The organism is Edaphobacter sp. (genome assembly GCF_035763405.1).
GTDB lineage: Bacteria > Acidobacteriota > Terriglobia > Terriglobales > Acidobacteriaceae > Edaphobacter.
The window spans coordinates 24,488-40,077 of record NZ_DASUBE010000097.1 but is presented as its reverse complement, the minus strand read 5'-3'; the positions used below and the strand labels follow the sequence as shown (position 1 = coordinate 40,077).

The 15,590-nt window shown below is 60.3% G+C and carries 11 protein-coding genes; 7 read left to right on the top strand and 4 right to left on the bottom strand.

The window, feature by feature from the left end:
- Positions 1-875 precede the first annotated feature (875 nt).
- The 3 genes from mreC to mrdA are packed head-to-tail and all read left to right on the top strand — an operon-like array spanning position 876 to position 4,636.
- Positions 876-2,123 carry a rod shape-determining protein MreC gene (mreC, locus tag VFU66_RS10050; RefSeq protein ID WP_326446112.1) on the top strand — a complete coding sequence of 416 codons (1,248 nt, stop codon included), beginning with the start codon at positions 876-878 and terminating at the stop codon, positions 2,121-2,123.
- A 3-nt stretch (positions 2,124-2,126) separates the two neighbouring features.
- Positions 2,127-2,651: a rod shape-determining protein MreD gene (mreD, locus tag VFU66_RS10045; protein ID WP_326446111.1), complete on the top strand. Its 525-nt coding sequence runs from the start codon at positions 2,127-2,129 to the stop codon at positions 2,649-2,651.
- 44 nt (positions 2,652-2,695) lie between these two features.
- On the top strand, positions 2,696-4,636 hold the full coding sequence (mrdA, locus tag VFU66_RS10040; protein WP_326446110.1) for a penicillin-binding protein 2: 1,941 nt from the start codon (positions 2,696-2,698) through the stop codon (positions 4,634-4,636).
- A gap of 112 nt (positions 4,637-4,748) precedes the next feature.
- Here mrdA and VFU66_RS10035 read toward each other — a convergent pair whose 3' ends face one another.
- Positions 4,749-5,117, bottom strand: coding sequence for a DUF4870 domain-containing protein (locus tag VFU66_RS10035; protein WP_326446109.1), 369 nt, complete (start codon positions 5,115-5,117; stop codon positions 4,749-4,751).
- A gap of 212 nt (positions 5,118-5,329) precedes the next feature.
- Here VFU66_RS10035 and rodA point away from each other — a divergent pair, with 212 nt between their 5' ends.
- Complete coding sequence (rodA, locus tag VFU66_RS10030) at positions 5,330-6,430, top strand: rod shape-determining protein RodA (protein ID WP_326446108.1); 1,101 nt, start codon at positions 5,330-5,332, stop codon at positions 6,428-6,430.
- A 94-nt stretch (positions 6,431-6,524) separates the two neighbouring features.
- Here the strand turns inward: rodA and VFU66_RS10025 are convergent, their stop codons facing one another.
- A complete protein-coding gene (locus VFU66_RS10025; protein ID WP_326446107.1) occupies positions 6,525-7,292 on the bottom strand; it encodes an Npun_F0296 family exosortase-dependent surface protein in 768 nt (255 codons plus the stop codon).
- Between the two features lie 1,043 nt (positions 7,293-8,335).
- On the opposite strand from VFU66_RS10025, the gene VFU66_RS10020 reads away from it, so the two are divergent.
- Both VFU66_RS10020 and VFU66_RS10015 read left to right on the top strand, forming a co-directional pair.
- Complete coding sequence (locus VFU66_RS10020; RefSeq protein WP_326446106.1) at positions 8,336-11,623, top strand: Rne/Rng family ribonuclease; 3,288 nt, start codon at positions 8,336-8,338, stop codon at positions 11,621-11,623.
- 325 nt (positions 11,624-11,948) lie between these two features.
- Entirely contained in the window at positions 11,949-12,944 is a 996-nt protein-coding gene (locus tag VFU66_RS10015) for a hypothetical protein (protein ID WP_326446105.1), read from the top strand.
- 71 nt (positions 12,945-13,015) lie between these two features.
- On the opposite strand, the gene VFU66_RS10010 is transcribed toward VFU66_RS10015, so the two are convergent.
- Both VFU66_RS10010 and VFU66_RS10005 read right to left on the bottom strand, forming a co-directional pair.
- Entirely contained in the window at positions 13,016-13,396 is a 381-nt protein-coding gene (locus VFU66_RS10010; RefSeq protein ID WP_326446104.1) for a hypothetical protein, read from the bottom strand.
- A gap of 24 nt (positions 13,397-13,420) precedes the next feature.
- Positions 13,421-15,043, bottom strand: coding sequence for a cellulose synthase family protein (locus tag VFU66_RS10005; protein WP_326446103.1), 1,623 nt, complete (start codon positions 15,041-15,043; stop codon positions 13,421-13,423).
- 154 nt (positions 15,044-15,197) lie between these two features.
- On the opposite strand from VFU66_RS10005, the gene VFU66_RS10000 reads away from it, so the two are divergent.
- Entirely contained in the window at positions 15,198-15,581 is a 384-nt protein-coding gene (locus VFU66_RS10000) for a tautomerase family protein (protein ID WP_326446102.1), read from the top strand.
- The last annotated feature ends 9 nt before the right edge of the window (positions 15,582-15,590 follow it).

Below are 15,590 nucleotides of genomic sequence, written 5' to 3'. Positions count from 1 at the left end.
CTCGGATGCTACGTTCCAGTACGGGCCGGGCGAGCCCCACTGCTACACGGGCGGCCCTTCGGAGTACACGATGCAGGTGAACTCGGCGACGTGGGCGCAGCGGGTGCTGCCGCTGATGACTGAGCACATGCTGAAGACTGCGCCGCCGGGAGCGGATACGACGAGCTGGCGGTACTGATGGAGGGGGTACCCCCTCCCCCCTACATTTTGCGCAAAGTCCTTTGAACAAAGGACTTAGGTTCGGACTTGTTTTGCAAAGTATTCATTCTGCGACGGTTGCACGCAAAGTATTCTTAATGAAAGGCTTACGTGCAAAAACCCCAGAGGCGCCCGGGGGGCTTTTTCGGGCTCTGTATTTATTTTACGTGGACGGGGAAAACTAAACCGCCAGATTCGCGGGAGCGATTTTCTGTTTGCTTTGTTTGGGTTGGAGTGGATTTGAGCGAGGCGGGGGCTTGACAACGCTGTGGAATGGAAATGCAAAGGGTGGGTGACTGGCTGTGGTGATCCCCACCCTTCGCGATGAAGCTGCGAAGGATGGGCACCCGAGCGTTGGTGCGGCGCGGGAAAGCAGATTCCTTCCCCTTCGGCTTCGCTCAGGGTACGGAATGGAAATGCTTACGGCTGCGGAATGGAAATGCAAAAAGCGGGCGACTGGAGTGTTGGGATTTTCGCAGGGCTGAAGAGGATGCCGAAAAAGTCATTGGCGAAGAGGAGAGTGTACCTCAGCGGCTAAAGCCGTGCCCTTAAGCAAAACGGACTTTTTCAGCACTCTCTGAAGCGCTGCGCTCACACCGAAGAGCACAAAGCGTGCCCGCACCTACCCTGCCACCTCCGCCAATGCGTCGTCTCGCGGATAATCTATTTGTAGGCGCATGGAATCCTTTTTCGTCCGATTCAAGAATGTTCTGGTGCTGGTCGCGGTGCTGCTGGTGCAGACGATCGCGCTTGCGGTGCAGGTGCGCCGTCCGGTCGAGTCGGGCGCGCCGGATGCATCGCAGGTGCGGCTGATTCGTCTGTGGGTGGTCTCGGCGGTGACGCCCATCGAGCGCCTGGTTCACGCGGTTGGCTACAACGTGCGCTACGGCTGGTCGAACTATATCGACCTGCGGCATACGAAGCAGCAGAATGCCAATCTGGAGAAGCAGATTGCGCAACTGAGGATGGAGCAGGCTGCGCTTGCCGAGGACGCGATGCAGGGCCACCGGTTGCAGGCGCTGCTCGACTTCAAGGAGCATTACATCTCGAGCACGGTCGCGGCACAGGTGGTGGGCACCAGCGGCAGTGACCTTTCGCACGTCATCTACATCGATAAAGGCTCCGACGACGGGCTGAAGCCGGACATGGCGGTGATTACGCCGGACGGCATCGTCGGCAAGACGCGCGATGTCTTCGGGCATACTTCGCAGGTGCTGCTGATCAGCGACCAGACCTCGGGCGCGGGGGTCATTCTGGAGACGACGCGGGTTAGCGCGATTGTGCATGGAAGCTCGACCGGGCGGCTGGAGATTACGAACCTGACGCAGGACGACCGCATCAAGCCGGGGGAAAAGGTGATCTCTTCGGGCGGCGACCAGATCTTCCCGCGTGGGCTGCCGGTGGGAACGATTGCGTCGGTCGCTCCGGACCCGAACAATCCTCCGTACACGATGATTCAACTGACGCCTGCGGCGAATCTGACGCGCCTGGAAGAGGTGCTGATCATTACCGGGACGCAGACGACCCTGCCTGCTCAGGCACAGAAAGACCTGGCGGCTGGAGCCGCGACTGCCAAGGCTCAGGAAGCAGCTAAAGCAGCGGCAGCGGCTGCCGCACAGTCCGCAGCCGAAGCAGCGGCAAGCTCCGCCGCGCAGATTGTGGCCGAGCGGCTGCCCAGTCTCCATGACGCGAACGCTCCTGTAGCGGCAGATGGTGCCAAGCCCGCGCCGCCGGGGCCGCCCGGAGGAATCGTGCCCAAGCCTCTACAGGCGATCCATCCCGACCGCTTCACGCCCGGCGCCACGCCTCCGGCCGCCGACCTGACGCCCGGAGCGCGGACGACTGTGATTGAAACCCCGCCAGCGCCTGCGGGGAACACTCCGCCAAAGACGGACACTCCGAAGAGCGAGCCGAACCCGAACTAACTTATGGCCATACGCAGCTACACGTCCCGCCGGGAACTCGAGCAGCACAGCTTTCCGCCAGCCGTCACGATTCTTGTGCCGCTGGTGGCCATCCTGTTGCAGGCTCTTTTGCCGCGTCCGTTTCCGCGCCTGGGCGTGCTGGAGCTTCCGCTGATTGTGGTGGTCTTCTTTGCTGTTTCGCGGCGCAACCCGGTGGCGGGTACGCTGATTGGCGCGGTGATTGGGCTGCTCGAGGACGCGCTGACCTCGAACCCGATTGGCGTCAACGGCATGGCCAAGTCGGTGATTGGCTATATTGCCGCCAGCATCAGCCTGCAGATTGACGTGGACAACATCACCACGCGGTTTCTGATCAACTTTGCGTTTTATCTGCTGAACGGGGCGCTATTGTTTCTGGTCAACCGCCGCCTGCTCGGCATCTCGGACTTTCACATGGAGTGGGGACACCAGGTGCTGTATGCCGTCATTAATGCTGTGATTGCTGTGCCCATCTTCTTTCTGCTGGATCGGGCAAAGCGCCGCGACTAGCCCATCGCGGTCGTCTAACCATCGGGCCTACACTGGAAATCAGCATGGAACAGGCAAGTCATCCCGATCTGGACAGCCTTGGCCCTCACGGCAAGGAAGAGAAGCTGCCTGCCAGCAAACTGACGGCGGCGCAGTATCTGGTGGCGCTGATTCTGGTCATTCTGGTGACAGGGCTGTGGCGTTTGCAGGTGCTGGGCGCGAGCAACTTCCGCGCGCTGGCGCAGGCCAACCGGATTCGCAATGTGCCGATTCTTGCTCCGCGCGGACGACTGTTTGATCGTGACGGGCGGCTGATTGTCGATAACTATCCCTCGGTCTCCTGCTTTCTGCTGCGCGAGCAGGTGAAGGACCTCGACGCTGACCTGCCGCTGATCGCGCGCGGGCTGCACATTCCAGTTGAGCAGATACAGGCCACGCTCCGCCGCTATCAGGGCACGGCGAGGTATCAGCCGATTCCGCTGAAAGAGGACATTACGCCGGACGAGCAGGCGTTCATTGCCGCGCACCGCGACGAGCTGCCCGAGCTGGAGACGCTGGACGAGCAGCGGCGGCTGTACCCGAGCGACGGCTTTCTGGCGCACGTGATTGGCTACGTCGGCGAGGTCTCGGAGCAGATGCTCAATGATCCGCGCTATGCGTTCTACTCGCCGGGCGATGTCGTGGGGCGCTCTGGGCTGGAGGAGACTTACGACGCGCTTCTGCGCGGCACGGACGGCAGCCGCGAGATTGTTGTCAACAGTCATGGCAAGGAGATTGGCCACCTGGGGACGATTCCGGCTGTTCCGGGCAAGGACCTGAAGCTGACCATCGATCTCGATGTGCAGATGGCGGCGGAGAAGGCGATGGAGGACAAGACCGGTGCGATTGTTGCGCTGGACCCGCACACGGGCGAGGTGCTGGCGATGGTCTCGCGCCCGACGTTCGACCCCAATCAGTTTGCCGTGCGGTTGACGAAGAGCTACTGGGACCAGATCGTCAACAATCCTGACCATCCGCTGCTGAACAAGGCCATTCAGGCGCAGCTTGCGCCGGGCAGCACGTTCAAGACGATTATGACGCTGGCTGGGTTGCAGGAGGGCGTTGCGCAGGCCATGCACGTCTTCTGCGCCGGCGGGGCCACGTTCTATGGACACTTCTACGCCTGCGACACCCACCACGGCTTGCTCGATATTGAGAAGGCGCTGCCGGAGTCGTGCGATACGTTCTTCTATACGCTGGCGAACCGGCTGGGCATCGACACGATTGCGAAGTACGGCACGGAGGTCGGGCTGGGCGAGCCGACGGGGATCGACCTGCCGGATGAGGCTTCGGGCACGATGCCTTCGACGGCGTGGAAGCTGAAGACACAGCATGCGCCGTGGTATGCGGGCGAGACGATTTCGGTGGGGATTGGGCAGGGAGCGGTGACGGTGACGCCGATTCAGCTTGCGCGCGCGTATGCGGGCATCGCGTCCGGCGGGGTGTTTCATCGGCCGCATCTGGTGTTTCCGAGCGAGGTGCCTGCGCAGGAGCTGGAGGCTGTGCATGAGACGTTCAATGGCTCCGGCGAGAAGACGATCCAGATGAGCACGCAGAATTGGGAGATCATCACGGATGCGCTGGCCCAGACGACACTGATGGGCACGGCGGCTGCCTCGCATCTGGAGGGCATCGACTTTGCCGGCAAGACGGGCACGGCGCAGGTGATGAGTCACGCGGCGCTGGCGCGTTCCGGGGGCGGGCATAAGACGGTGCCGAATGCGTGGTTCGTTGGGTTGGCTCCGCGTCGCAACCCGGACATCGTGGTGGTGGTGCTGTGGCAGAACGGCAACTGGGGCGCGAACTCGGCCAAACTGGCGGCGCGAGTGATCGAAGCCTACGTCAACAAGCAGCGCAAGCAGGCCAATAATGTGGTGACGCCTCCGCCTGCTCCCGCGCCGGAGACGACCTCCGCGCCCGCGCCTCCACCTGCGAAGGCTCCTGAAAAGATGCCGACCGCGGAGTAGAGACGTTTTGATTGAGTCCGCAGCGACAGCCTCAGGGGCGGAGCCATTTTCCAGTTTGGTGCCCCCAAAGCGAAACGCAGATTCTCTTCGGGAATGACAACAAAAAGGGTGGCTACTTGGAGGCCTGTGTCAGGGCGAAGTCGCCGATGCCCGGCAGCTTGAACCAGTTGCCTTTGTAGGCTTGCAGGACGGTATAGATCCAGATCGCCAGAAACGCGAGGGCGACGAAGGGCAGCATGATCCAGCCGATGACCGGGATCACCCCGAGGATTGTTTCGACGATGATTGCGGCGACGCCGAGGCAGATGCTCTGGAACGAGTGGAAGCGGACAAAGGGGATCTTGTTGTACGGCTCCATCACCAGGAAGATGATGGCCGGGATGATGGTGATGTAGGCAATGGCCGCAGCCGCGTTCTGCGAGAGACCGCCGGCGGGAGCAGCCCCGGTGGGATTCGTCCCTTGAGTTGAGTTGTATTCCATCGTTGCTTCTCCTTTTGAGGTGTGTTCACACGTGAGGTCATAAGCAAGTACGGGCCCGAATAAACATCGCTCAGCAGCGCCATCTGGAATAACACGGATTTTCTACCCCCTACTTCCTACAGGAATGGGGCGGAACGGTCAAGGAAAGAATGCATCTGGTAAATGGCTGCGCTTCTGCTCTTTGTTCGGAACCGTCTAAACTAGCCACATCCATGCCTCGGCTCACCTCCTACCGCGACTTCGACTGGGTCCTTCTGGGCTTTGTGGCTCTGCTGTCCATCGTCTCCGTGCTGGAGATTAAGTCGGCTACGCTGCACACCAAGTTTCATGGCTTCGACCACAAGCAGATTGGGTTTCTGGCGGTGGGCGTGGTGCTGATGTTTCTGATCTCCGCCATCGACTATCACCGGCTGGTTGATATTGCGCACTGGGCGTATGGCATCGGCATTCTGGCGCTGGTTGCGGTGCTCGCCGTCGGCACCAAGGTGATGGGCGGCAGACGGTGGATCAATCTGGGCGGCGGTGTTCACTTTCAGCCATCGGAGTGGGTGAAACTGATTCTTATCCTGATGGTGGCGCGCTATTTCTGGGGACGCACCGGCAAGGGGCTGAGCTGGGCCGACATCGGCAAGGCCTGCGCGCTGGTTGGCATCCCCATGCTGCTGGTGTTGAAGCAGCCGGACCTTGGCACGGCGCTGACGTATCTGCCGATTCTGCTCTGCGGGCTGTTTCTGGGCGGCATTCGCTTCAAACAGACGGCGCTGATTGTGCTGGGTCTGGTGCTGGTCGCAGGCGTTGCCTACAAGAGCGGCAAGCACCTGAAGCCCTATCAGCAGGCGCGCATCAACGCATTCCTCAACCCCGACACGGACCCGCGCGGGTCCGGCTATCAGATCCGGCAGTCGCTGATCGCGGTGGGCTCAGGCGGCATCTGGGGCAAGGGCGCGAACAAAGGCACGCAGACGCAGGGTGATTTTCTGCCCATTCCGTACACCGACTTCATCTTCGCAGCCTTCTGTGAGGAGCACGGCTTCGCGGGCGCTATTGGTGTGCTGCTGCTGTACTTCCTTGTTCTGATGCGATTGATTCAAAATGCCCAGACCGCCTCGGATATACCGGGCACGTTTATTGTGATGGGGGTCGTCGCCGTCATCCTGTTTCAGATCGCGGTCAATATCGGCATGGTAATTGGCCTGATGCCGGTGACGGGGATTCCGCTGCCGCTGATGAGCTATGGCGGCTCATCGATTTTGTTCACCTTCCTGGCGTTGGGGATTGTGATGAACATTCGGATGAGACGTTTTGTGAATTAGCCGCACTCCTGAAAGACCTGCATTCCTGCCGGCTGGTCAGGAATGCAGGTCCGTTGTGCGTGAATCGCTTATCGATAGGGATGGATCGCTTCATCTACTCGATGAATTTACCGATGAGCTTACGACGAAAAGCGCCAGCAAACCCCAGAAGGCCAGTGCCCAGAAGAAACAGGCTTGCCGGTTCGGGTGTGGTGCCGATGCCGAGGCCGCCCGGGGGCGATAGCAGTGTTGCGACTGCCTGGTTGTCCGACTCGAATTGCCCGCTTGAGGTGTCCTGATCGAACACAATTTTGTTGAAGGTCCCGGTCGGGTCGTAGAAGTTCAGGTAAGCGAACTGTTCTGCTGTATCAAGGCCATTGTTGGGGTTGCCGCAGTAGGGATTGGCCGTGGTGGAGCAGCTCCCTACCAGACCGACGAAGTTGGATGGCGCAAATGCAAATACCAGGTTCTTTCCATCGTAGAAGTTGATGTTGTTGCCCGCGTCAAGCGCCGAAAACCAAAGTCCGAAGTAGTTGACGGACTGGCTGAGCGAGAGGGTATATGAGGAATGGGTGCCGGAGGTCGAGATGAAGTTCGTTCCGTTTGCTCCTCCGAAAGCATTGGCCGGCAGAATTGCAAAGTTGCCGGTGTAGGTCCCGGTGACGGAGCTGCCATTGAAGTGGGTGGTGAGAGTTCCGCTTGACGGCGTTACGGTGTCGAAGTTCTCGTAATAGGTGGTAATGCCGGTTGGCGCCTGAACTCCGGGTGCCAGCGACGTGATGGCCAGGGTATCGGCATGTGCGCCCTGTACGTTGGCGGCCAGCAGAAATATGCCGCCCAGTGCTGCCAGATGCATGAGTTTGTTCCAATGGGTGAAGTTCATTTGGGTGACTCCTTTGGTGCAGGATTTTTGAGTGCATAAGCAGATCAGTCGTTTCGGCGTCGCCGGACACAAAGACAGGTTCGGCTTCGGCGCGCACCGAACGCGCCCGGAAAACCAGGCAAAGTTGTGTTTTGGGAAAAGACCTGCTGCCGGTTCTGCAACGACGATTCCGTGTGATCGCGTATCCGTGCCAGTCCGGGCAGCTACGAATCAGCCTTCAAGGGCAACGATTGAAAGTTCAAATTCGTCTGTGATCGCTCTCCGTTTCTTCCGATTGCTAGATGCGTCGAATGCGGGAACGTTCTGGTTCAAAGTGAGCTGCGCCTTGAGTTAGCGCAGACGCTTGCATGTCGGTTCCTATGATTGGAGCGTCGGATGGCCGAAAACGTCGTCTAGCCCGGGCCAGTTGCTTTTGAACCGGCGAACAGTTTTTTGACCGGCAGAGCATTTCCAGTCTGCGCGCTACTGTTCTCAAGGGCTTAGCACCGCGGGCTTCTGGAAACCACCTAGGCACTGGCCCTGGCAGCGCATTTAGTGCAATACTGTTAACAACGTCAGAACGGCTGTAGATGCCGGTCTGCGTTCCATTCCGCTGTCTTCGGCGCAAGGTCGCCAATGAGCGGACAAAAGATTTTCAGATAAATGAAGGCCGGCCAGACGAGAGACCCATCGATCCGTTGGCCGGACAGGTTCAGAGGGAAATGATTGCATCCGGATGGCAAACGGCCCCGCCTCAAGTGGTTGATGATGAGGTTGTTGTGGTCACCAAATCCGCCTGCCCGCGATCCCTGGAAGCACGATTGCACGTCCCCGGTTCCCCGAGTACCGCCATGTCCGCGCAGATTCTGAGAGCGGTCAAGGCTGAAGCGTTTTCACTACGCCTCGCTTCGGGCATCGTCCACGCAGCTTCCCTGTCTCGCATCCGATTCTCGACCCTGTCCGCCACGGTGAGCACGGCTTAGCTTCGCTAAGTCGGCTCCCGATTGTTCTCTCGCTCGTCTGCCGCTCGCGCCCCAAGGGGCCGGGCAGAAAGAGCAGAGCACATGTCGAAAGAAATTTACATCTCCAGCACCCCGCACGAGACCCGTCTCGCCATCGTCGAGGACGAAGGCCTCGCGGAGATTTATTACGAGCGCGAGAACGAGTACACGCTTGCGGGTTCCATCTATAACGGGAAAGTAACGCGCGTGCTGCCCGGAATGCAGTCCAGCTTTGTAGACATCGGGCTTGAGCGCGACGCCTTCCTCTACATCACCGACTTTATGGAAGAGGCCGGCGATTCCGCCGACTTCGACACCAATGGCGACAGCCATCGTCAGCGTGGCGAGGGACGCCGCACGGAAGGCGACGATGCCGAACGTCGTGGTCGTGGCCGTCGCGACCGTGGAGGCCGCAGCCGCGATCGCCAGGGTTATGAAGCCGCGCCGCCTGCGGCTGAAGATACGGAAGCTCCGCACGTTGAAGCCGTGGACGAGGGCCATGCCGAGCCGGAGCGTTCTGAAGCGGAGCCTGTCGGCGAAGGAGCACCGGGGGCCGACGGAGGCCGTCGCTGGCGTGGTCGTCGTGGACGCCGTCGTGGACGCGGTCCGGCTCAGCGCGAAGCTGCTCCGCAGCATGGGGCGGCGGATGAGTCCGAGGACGGCTACGCCGTCGAGGAGGCAGGCGACGCTCACGAGGTCCACGAGGTTCACGAAACTCACGGAACTCACGAAGACACCTTCGATCTTGAAGCTGCGACTGTTGCTCCTGTTGAAGAGTCCGCTGGCTATCCCCAGGAGAACTCGGGCGGCCGCGAGCGCGATGATCGCAACTCCCGACGTGGTCGTGGAGACCGTGGTTCCCGCGACCGCGGACGCAACCATGACCGCGATCAGCGCCAGCCTCGCGTGCCGCGGGGGTTTGAGCCGCGTGCTTCGTACTACAGTGTGGAGAACTCCGGACACGAAGAGGCGGCCTTCGACGGACCGGTGCCGGAGCCGATTCTGCTGCCGGGCGAGTCGCTCTCGAAGTACCGCAAGCCCGGTGACGAACCGGCAGCCGCGGCGCCCAAGACCGCTGAGCCAAGCATCATCCTCCCAGCTACGCCCAGCTTTGCCATCCCCGCAGGGTGGGACGGCGGCGCCGTACTGCCGGGTGAGACGCTCTCGCGGCATCGCCGTTCGGAATCGAGGCAGGAACAGCGCGCAGCGCAGCCGAAACCGATGCCCGCAGCGGCCTTGCCCGAGACTGAGTATGAGCCGACCGAGGCGTCGGCCTCCTATCGCGTCGATCCCGTCGCGCCCAGTGAGTTCCGTCAGAGCGCGCCGGTTGTCGAGGCTCCCGAGGCTGTGGAGGCTGCTGAAGAATCGTGGCAGCCGCGCACGACCGAGTTCGAGAAATTTGATTGGCAGACAGGCCCTGCCTCTTCTGCTGTCACCGAAGAAGCTGCTCCGCAGCATGAACTGACGGCCATCCATGCCACCGGCGAGATGATGACCGAGCCTCCGGCCGCTGCGTTTGTTGCAGAAGAGACTGCTGCTGCTGCCGAGCCCATCCGGCATGAGACGGCTGTTGCGCAGCCTGCGGAAATGGTTGAGGAGCATCCACGCTTCGCCCCCGGCCACGGTGAACTCGCCGAAGAGGCTGCGGACGAAGAGGACTTTGCCACGACGCTGCACGCCTCGTCCATTGAAGAGATGGATGACCTCGATGAGGAAGAGACGCTCGAAGGTGCGGCCGACCTGGGCACCATGCTGCGGGAGATGTCGATTGACGAGATTACCCGCACCAATGGCGAAGACGAGGAGGACGATCTCGAAGAAGAAGACGCCGCTCACGACTTCACATTTGAAGGTGAAGATGAGTCAGACGCAGTTGCCGCGGAAGAGACCGAAGAGGACGGCCTTGAAGATGAATTTGCCGCCGACGGCGAGGCTGCTCATGCCGACGGCCACGAATCTTCCCACGATGGAGACACAGCCCCACGCCACTCGCGTGACAGCGAGCGCCGCGATGGACGTCCGGGCCGCCGCGATGGACGCCGTGACGGTCGCCGCGGAGACCGTGGCCGCCATGACCGTCATGACCGCCCCCGCCACTCCGGCGACCGCCGCGACCACAGAGGCCGCGCCTCCGTGCAGGCCACTGACCTGCCAGCTATCAGCGAACTGCTCAAGCCTGGGCAGGAGGTGCTTGTCCAGATTGCCAAGGAGCCTATCGCCAAGAAGGGCGCGCGCATTACGTCGCACATCGCGCTGCCGGGCCGGTTCCTGGTCTTCATGCCGACGGTGAACCACACCGGTGTCTCGCGCAAGATCGACTCGGACGGCGAGCGCCGCAGGCTGAAGGAGATTCTGCTGAGCGAAAAGGGCGATGCGTCGGGCGGCTTCATCGTTCGCACGGCGGCCGAGGGCGCGAGCGAAGAGGAGCTGCGCTCGGACCTTCGTTTCCTGCTCAACCTTTGGGCCGACATCAAGCAGCGCTCGGAGTCCTCGAAGTCGCCCGCACTGATCTATCACGACCTGAATCTGGTTGAGCGGATTCTGCGCGATCAGGTGACGGACAACTTCTCCGCCATCTGGGTCGATTCGGAGGCCGACTACGAGCGCATTCTGCGCTTCCTGCAGCGGTTCCAACCGTCGCTGATCCGCCGCGTCAAGCTCTACACCAAAGAGACGCCGCTGTTCGAACAGTTCGGTATCACGGAAGAGATCAACAAGGCGCTGCGCTCGAAGGTCTGGCTCAAGTCGGGCGGCTCGATCGTCATCAACCAGACCGAGGCGCTGGTCGCCATCGACATCAACACGGGCAAGTACGTGGGCAAGACGGCGCGGCTTGAAGACACCATCGTCAAGACGAACCTCGATGCGATTCCGGAGATCGTGCGGCAGATTCGGCTGCGCGACCTGGGCGGCATCATCATCATCGACTTCATCGATATGGACGAGCGGAAGAACCGCAACCGCGTGATGGCTGCGCTTGAAGAAGAGCTGAAGAACGACCGCGCACCCTCGAAGGTGCTCCAGTTTAATGACTTCGGCCTGGTCGCCATCACCCGCAAGCGCGTCAAGCAATCGCTGGAGCGCACGCTTTCGACGACGTGCGGTGTCTGCCAGGGAACCGGCATGACGAAGTCGCCCATCACGGTCTGCAACGACATCTACATCGAGATGCGCAAGATGCAGCGCCACCTTGACCGCGGCGACGTGATGCTGCGGGTGAACCCCGAGGTCGTCAAGCAGCTCAAGGCGCCGGGCACGAAGTGGCTCCAGGAGATGGAAGACATGGTCGGCAAGACCATCCTCGTCAAATCGGACCCCAGTTTGCACCCGGAGCAGTTCGACATCCATTAAGGCAAAGGGTCTGACACTGATTTACATCGACAAACGCCGACTTTAAAGAGCGACCACGGATAAACGCGGATGGCGCGGATAAGACAAAGACCAATCCGTGTTCATCCGTGTTTATCCGCGGTCGTTATTCAACGTTCTTAAAATCGGTGTGCATCGGTGTAAATCAGTGTCAGGACTTTTGCAAATAGCGTCTATCATTGAACTTCCGGTCATCCTTAACGACTTTTTAAGCGTCTTACACAACAAGATTCGAACTGCCGGGTTTATGGAGTCGAAGCAACGCGATAGAACCTGCGCACGAATAAGGGAGCACATCGAGATGCACATGACGATCAACATGAATCGCCTGTCCGCCGTTCTTGCCACCACTGCCGCTCTGGCCTTCCTTGCCGCAACGCCTGCCGCGATGCAGGGCCAAGAGACATCCGGCGCGGCCCAGCCGCTCGCACCCATCAGCCTGAAGTCCACGCTCATCGCGCCGCTCGACATGTCCTCATCCAGTTCCAATGCGGACGACCTGAACTATCTATCGAATGTCGGTGCGGTCGAAACCGCGAAGGCCGAGGGGTTCAGCTTCGGTGCGCGTGAGGGCCAGCCGCCGCCGCGCCGTCGCTATGGACGGCCCAACTACTCCGACAGTCATACCAACGCGGACGGCTCGGCCAAGTACAGCTTCTTTGCCGGCGGCGGATTCACCGTTCCGGTCTCGAAGACTCATGCCTACGCTACGCCGGGCTGGAAGATTCAAGCCGGCGGCGGCCGCAACTTCAACCAGGCGGTCGGCGTCATGGTCGAGTTCGACTACGACAAGTTCGGGATGCAGAAGAGCACGCTCACCAACCAGATCAATCTTTACAACAACCTTTGCATACAAAACTCGGGGCAGAGCTGCCTTGATCAACTCGGCGGCAATATCCACGACTGGTCGTTTTCGCTCAATCCGGTGGTTAACTTCTATGCTTCGGATACAGTAGGCGCGTATGTTACCGGCGGTCCCGGCTTTTATCACAAGTACACGCAGTTCACTACGCCTGCCATTGGCACCTACTGCGATCCGTACTATGGCTGCTACCAATATCAGGCGAATCAGCCCGTCGATTGGTACACCAGCAACGCCTTCGGCCTGAACATCGGCGCGGGCTTGACGTACAAGCTCTCGCGTTGGGCCAATCAGCGGTTCTATATGGAGGCACGCTACGTCTGGACCGACAATAAGCAGCGGCCATACGACGTGAGCGGCACTACGAACTACTTCAACGCCTTTCCCCAGGCAAGCGAGCGCACGACCTGGATTCCTGTGACCTTCGGTATTCGCTTCTAACGGCAGACGTTTGGAAAGGAAGGGCCTGAGTCGCACACCGCGACTCAGGCCCTTCGCTTTGCTGTTGAACGCTATCGCAGATGAACGGTGAATCCGGCGCACACGCCAGCGATGGTGACGATGCTTATCACGATCTGATGCCCGAGTCCGCGCTGCGCCATCTCCCATGTATTGCTCCACAGAATGACCAGCAGGACGAAGATGAGTGCCACGGCAACGAACCACGGGTGAGTCGTCAGAACTGCAACCCAGGCCGATGCGTAACTGCCCACAGTCACGCAGAGGAGCCAGATGAATTCCTGTAGAAAGCGGTAGCGCGGCTTCAGCAGATGATCCTTCACCACAAATGCGGGTGCGGCTTTGGTGATGCCGAAGGTGGCCAGCATCAGCAGCCCGACCGCCACCGTATATCCCAGGGCCAGAGCAAACAGAATAAACGTGCCGTTAATCATTGACGTGCCCTCGTGCGGTCGCGGCTAAATCCCCAGCGGGTATGGTTTTTCGTGGATTGCCTGCCCGGCGGTGCCGCCACGTTCGAACCGGCCCTGGAGGAGACTCAGCAATCCTGTGTACCAGTACCCGTACACAAACAGCAACAGAAAAGGCACCGTGAAGTAGTTTTCTGTTGAGACGGCGTACCAGACTGTCCATGCAAAGAAACAGCCGATGGCCAGCTCGATCCACGGCACAATTCCCAGGCGCTTGCGGTAGACCTTCGCCTTCGATTTTTCGCCCTTCTCCTTGACGCGATACTTGGGAGTACGGGCGAACGCACTCTTGATGCCGAACAGCGCCTCCATCACGGCCTTGGTATTGGTGATCGAGAGGCCCACGCCAAGCGCCATCAGGCAGGGTACGTAGAGGAACGTCTTGTACCAGGTTTTTGGAAAAAGCTCCTTCTGGCTGACCAGATAGAAGGTGGAGATGGACGCCGTGCTCGCCATAAACAGCGGGAAGTCGATCAGGAGCATCTGGATGTAACCCTGCCAACTACGGATGATCATTGCGGGCATCAGCAGCACGCTCAGGATAATCATCAGCGGATAGCTGATGTTGGCCGTCAGGTGATACCAGGCTTCGAGCTTGGTGTGCCAGCCCACGTCACTGCTAAGCACGCGCGGCAGAATCTTCTTGCCGGTCTGGATGAGGCCCTTGGCCCAGCGCGCCTGCTGGGTCTTGAAGGCGGTCATCTCGATGGGCAGCTCTGCCGGGCACTCGACGTCTTGCAGGTATTTGAACTTCCAGCCGACCATCTGCGCGCGATAGCTGAGGTCGGTGTCTTCGGTGAGGGTGTCGTGCTGCCAGCCGCCGGCTTCGCCGATGGTGCGTCGCCGCCACATGCCTGCCGTGCCGTTGAAGTTGAAGAAGACCCCTGCGCGGCTGCGGCCGCCGTGCTCGAGCACGAAGTGGCCATCGAGCAAGATGGCTTCGACCTGAGTGAGGAAGCTATAGTCGCGGTTCAGGTGCGTCCAGCGCGTCTGCACCATGCCGATCTCCGGCTCGGCAAAGTGATGGATGACCTGCATGACCCACTCGCGCGGAGGCACGAAGTCGGCGTCGAAGATGGCGACCAGCTCGCCGCGTGCGACCTTCAAGCCTTCGTCGAGCGCCCCAGCCTTGTAGCCGTGGCGGTTGGTGCGGTGCAGATAGACGATGGGTTGCGGGTCCATGCCGGCGAAGCCGCGCGCGTAGCGTTCGACGATCTCACGGGCCACTTGCTGGGTCTCGTCGGTGGAGTCGTCGAGCAACTGGATCTCAAAGCGGTCGCGCGGATAGTCCAGCCTGCACACCGCGTCGATCAGCCGGTCGATGACGAACTGCTCATTGAAGATGGGCAATTGGATGGTGACAAAGGGGAATTGGCCTTCGGCGAACCGCGCGGGCGGCTCGTTCCACTTCGCCTCCTTCTTTTTGTTCCGATAGTAGAGCCAGACCAGTTGGTAGCGATGAATGCCATAGAAGGCCAGAATGATCATCACCACGAAATAGGGAATCAACATGCATGTGTCGAACGTGTTCCAGCGATAGAGATGCTCGAAGGTTTTGTTCGCGTAGTGCGTTCGCCAGTAGTGGGCAAATCCGTGCTGGTCGGCCAGCATGGCAAGTGTGGACGGAAGCGATGGGGCAAAAGAAGACAGGAGGCTGCTCCGGCAAAAGGTGAGTGCTCGAACCCGATTTTACGCGAATCGCCGCGCAGGGAAGAGCGGAACCACGCGACGGGTCGCGCATCGAATCTTCGGAGGAGCTTCGACGATGCCTTTGGTACGTATTTCCATGAAGACCGGCAGGACCGAGCAGCAGAAGCGCCAGATTGCTGACGCCATCTACGACGCGATGCACCAAACGCTGAATGTGCCGGAAGACGATCGTTTCCAGGTCGTCACCGAGTATCCGGACGATGGCCTGCTCTATGGCGAGAACTATATGAATCTCCGCCGCACGGATGGCGTGGTCTTTATCCAGATATTCCTGCGCCGGGGCCGCTCGTTGGAGATGAAGCAGGCCTTCTATCGCCGTGTGGCCGAGCTGATGCACGAGCGCGCCGGTGTTCGTATGGAGGACTCGCTGATTGTCCTGACGGAGAACGGCCCGGAGGACTGGTCATTTGGCAACGGCATCGCGCAGTACGCAGGTTAGCGTCTCGAC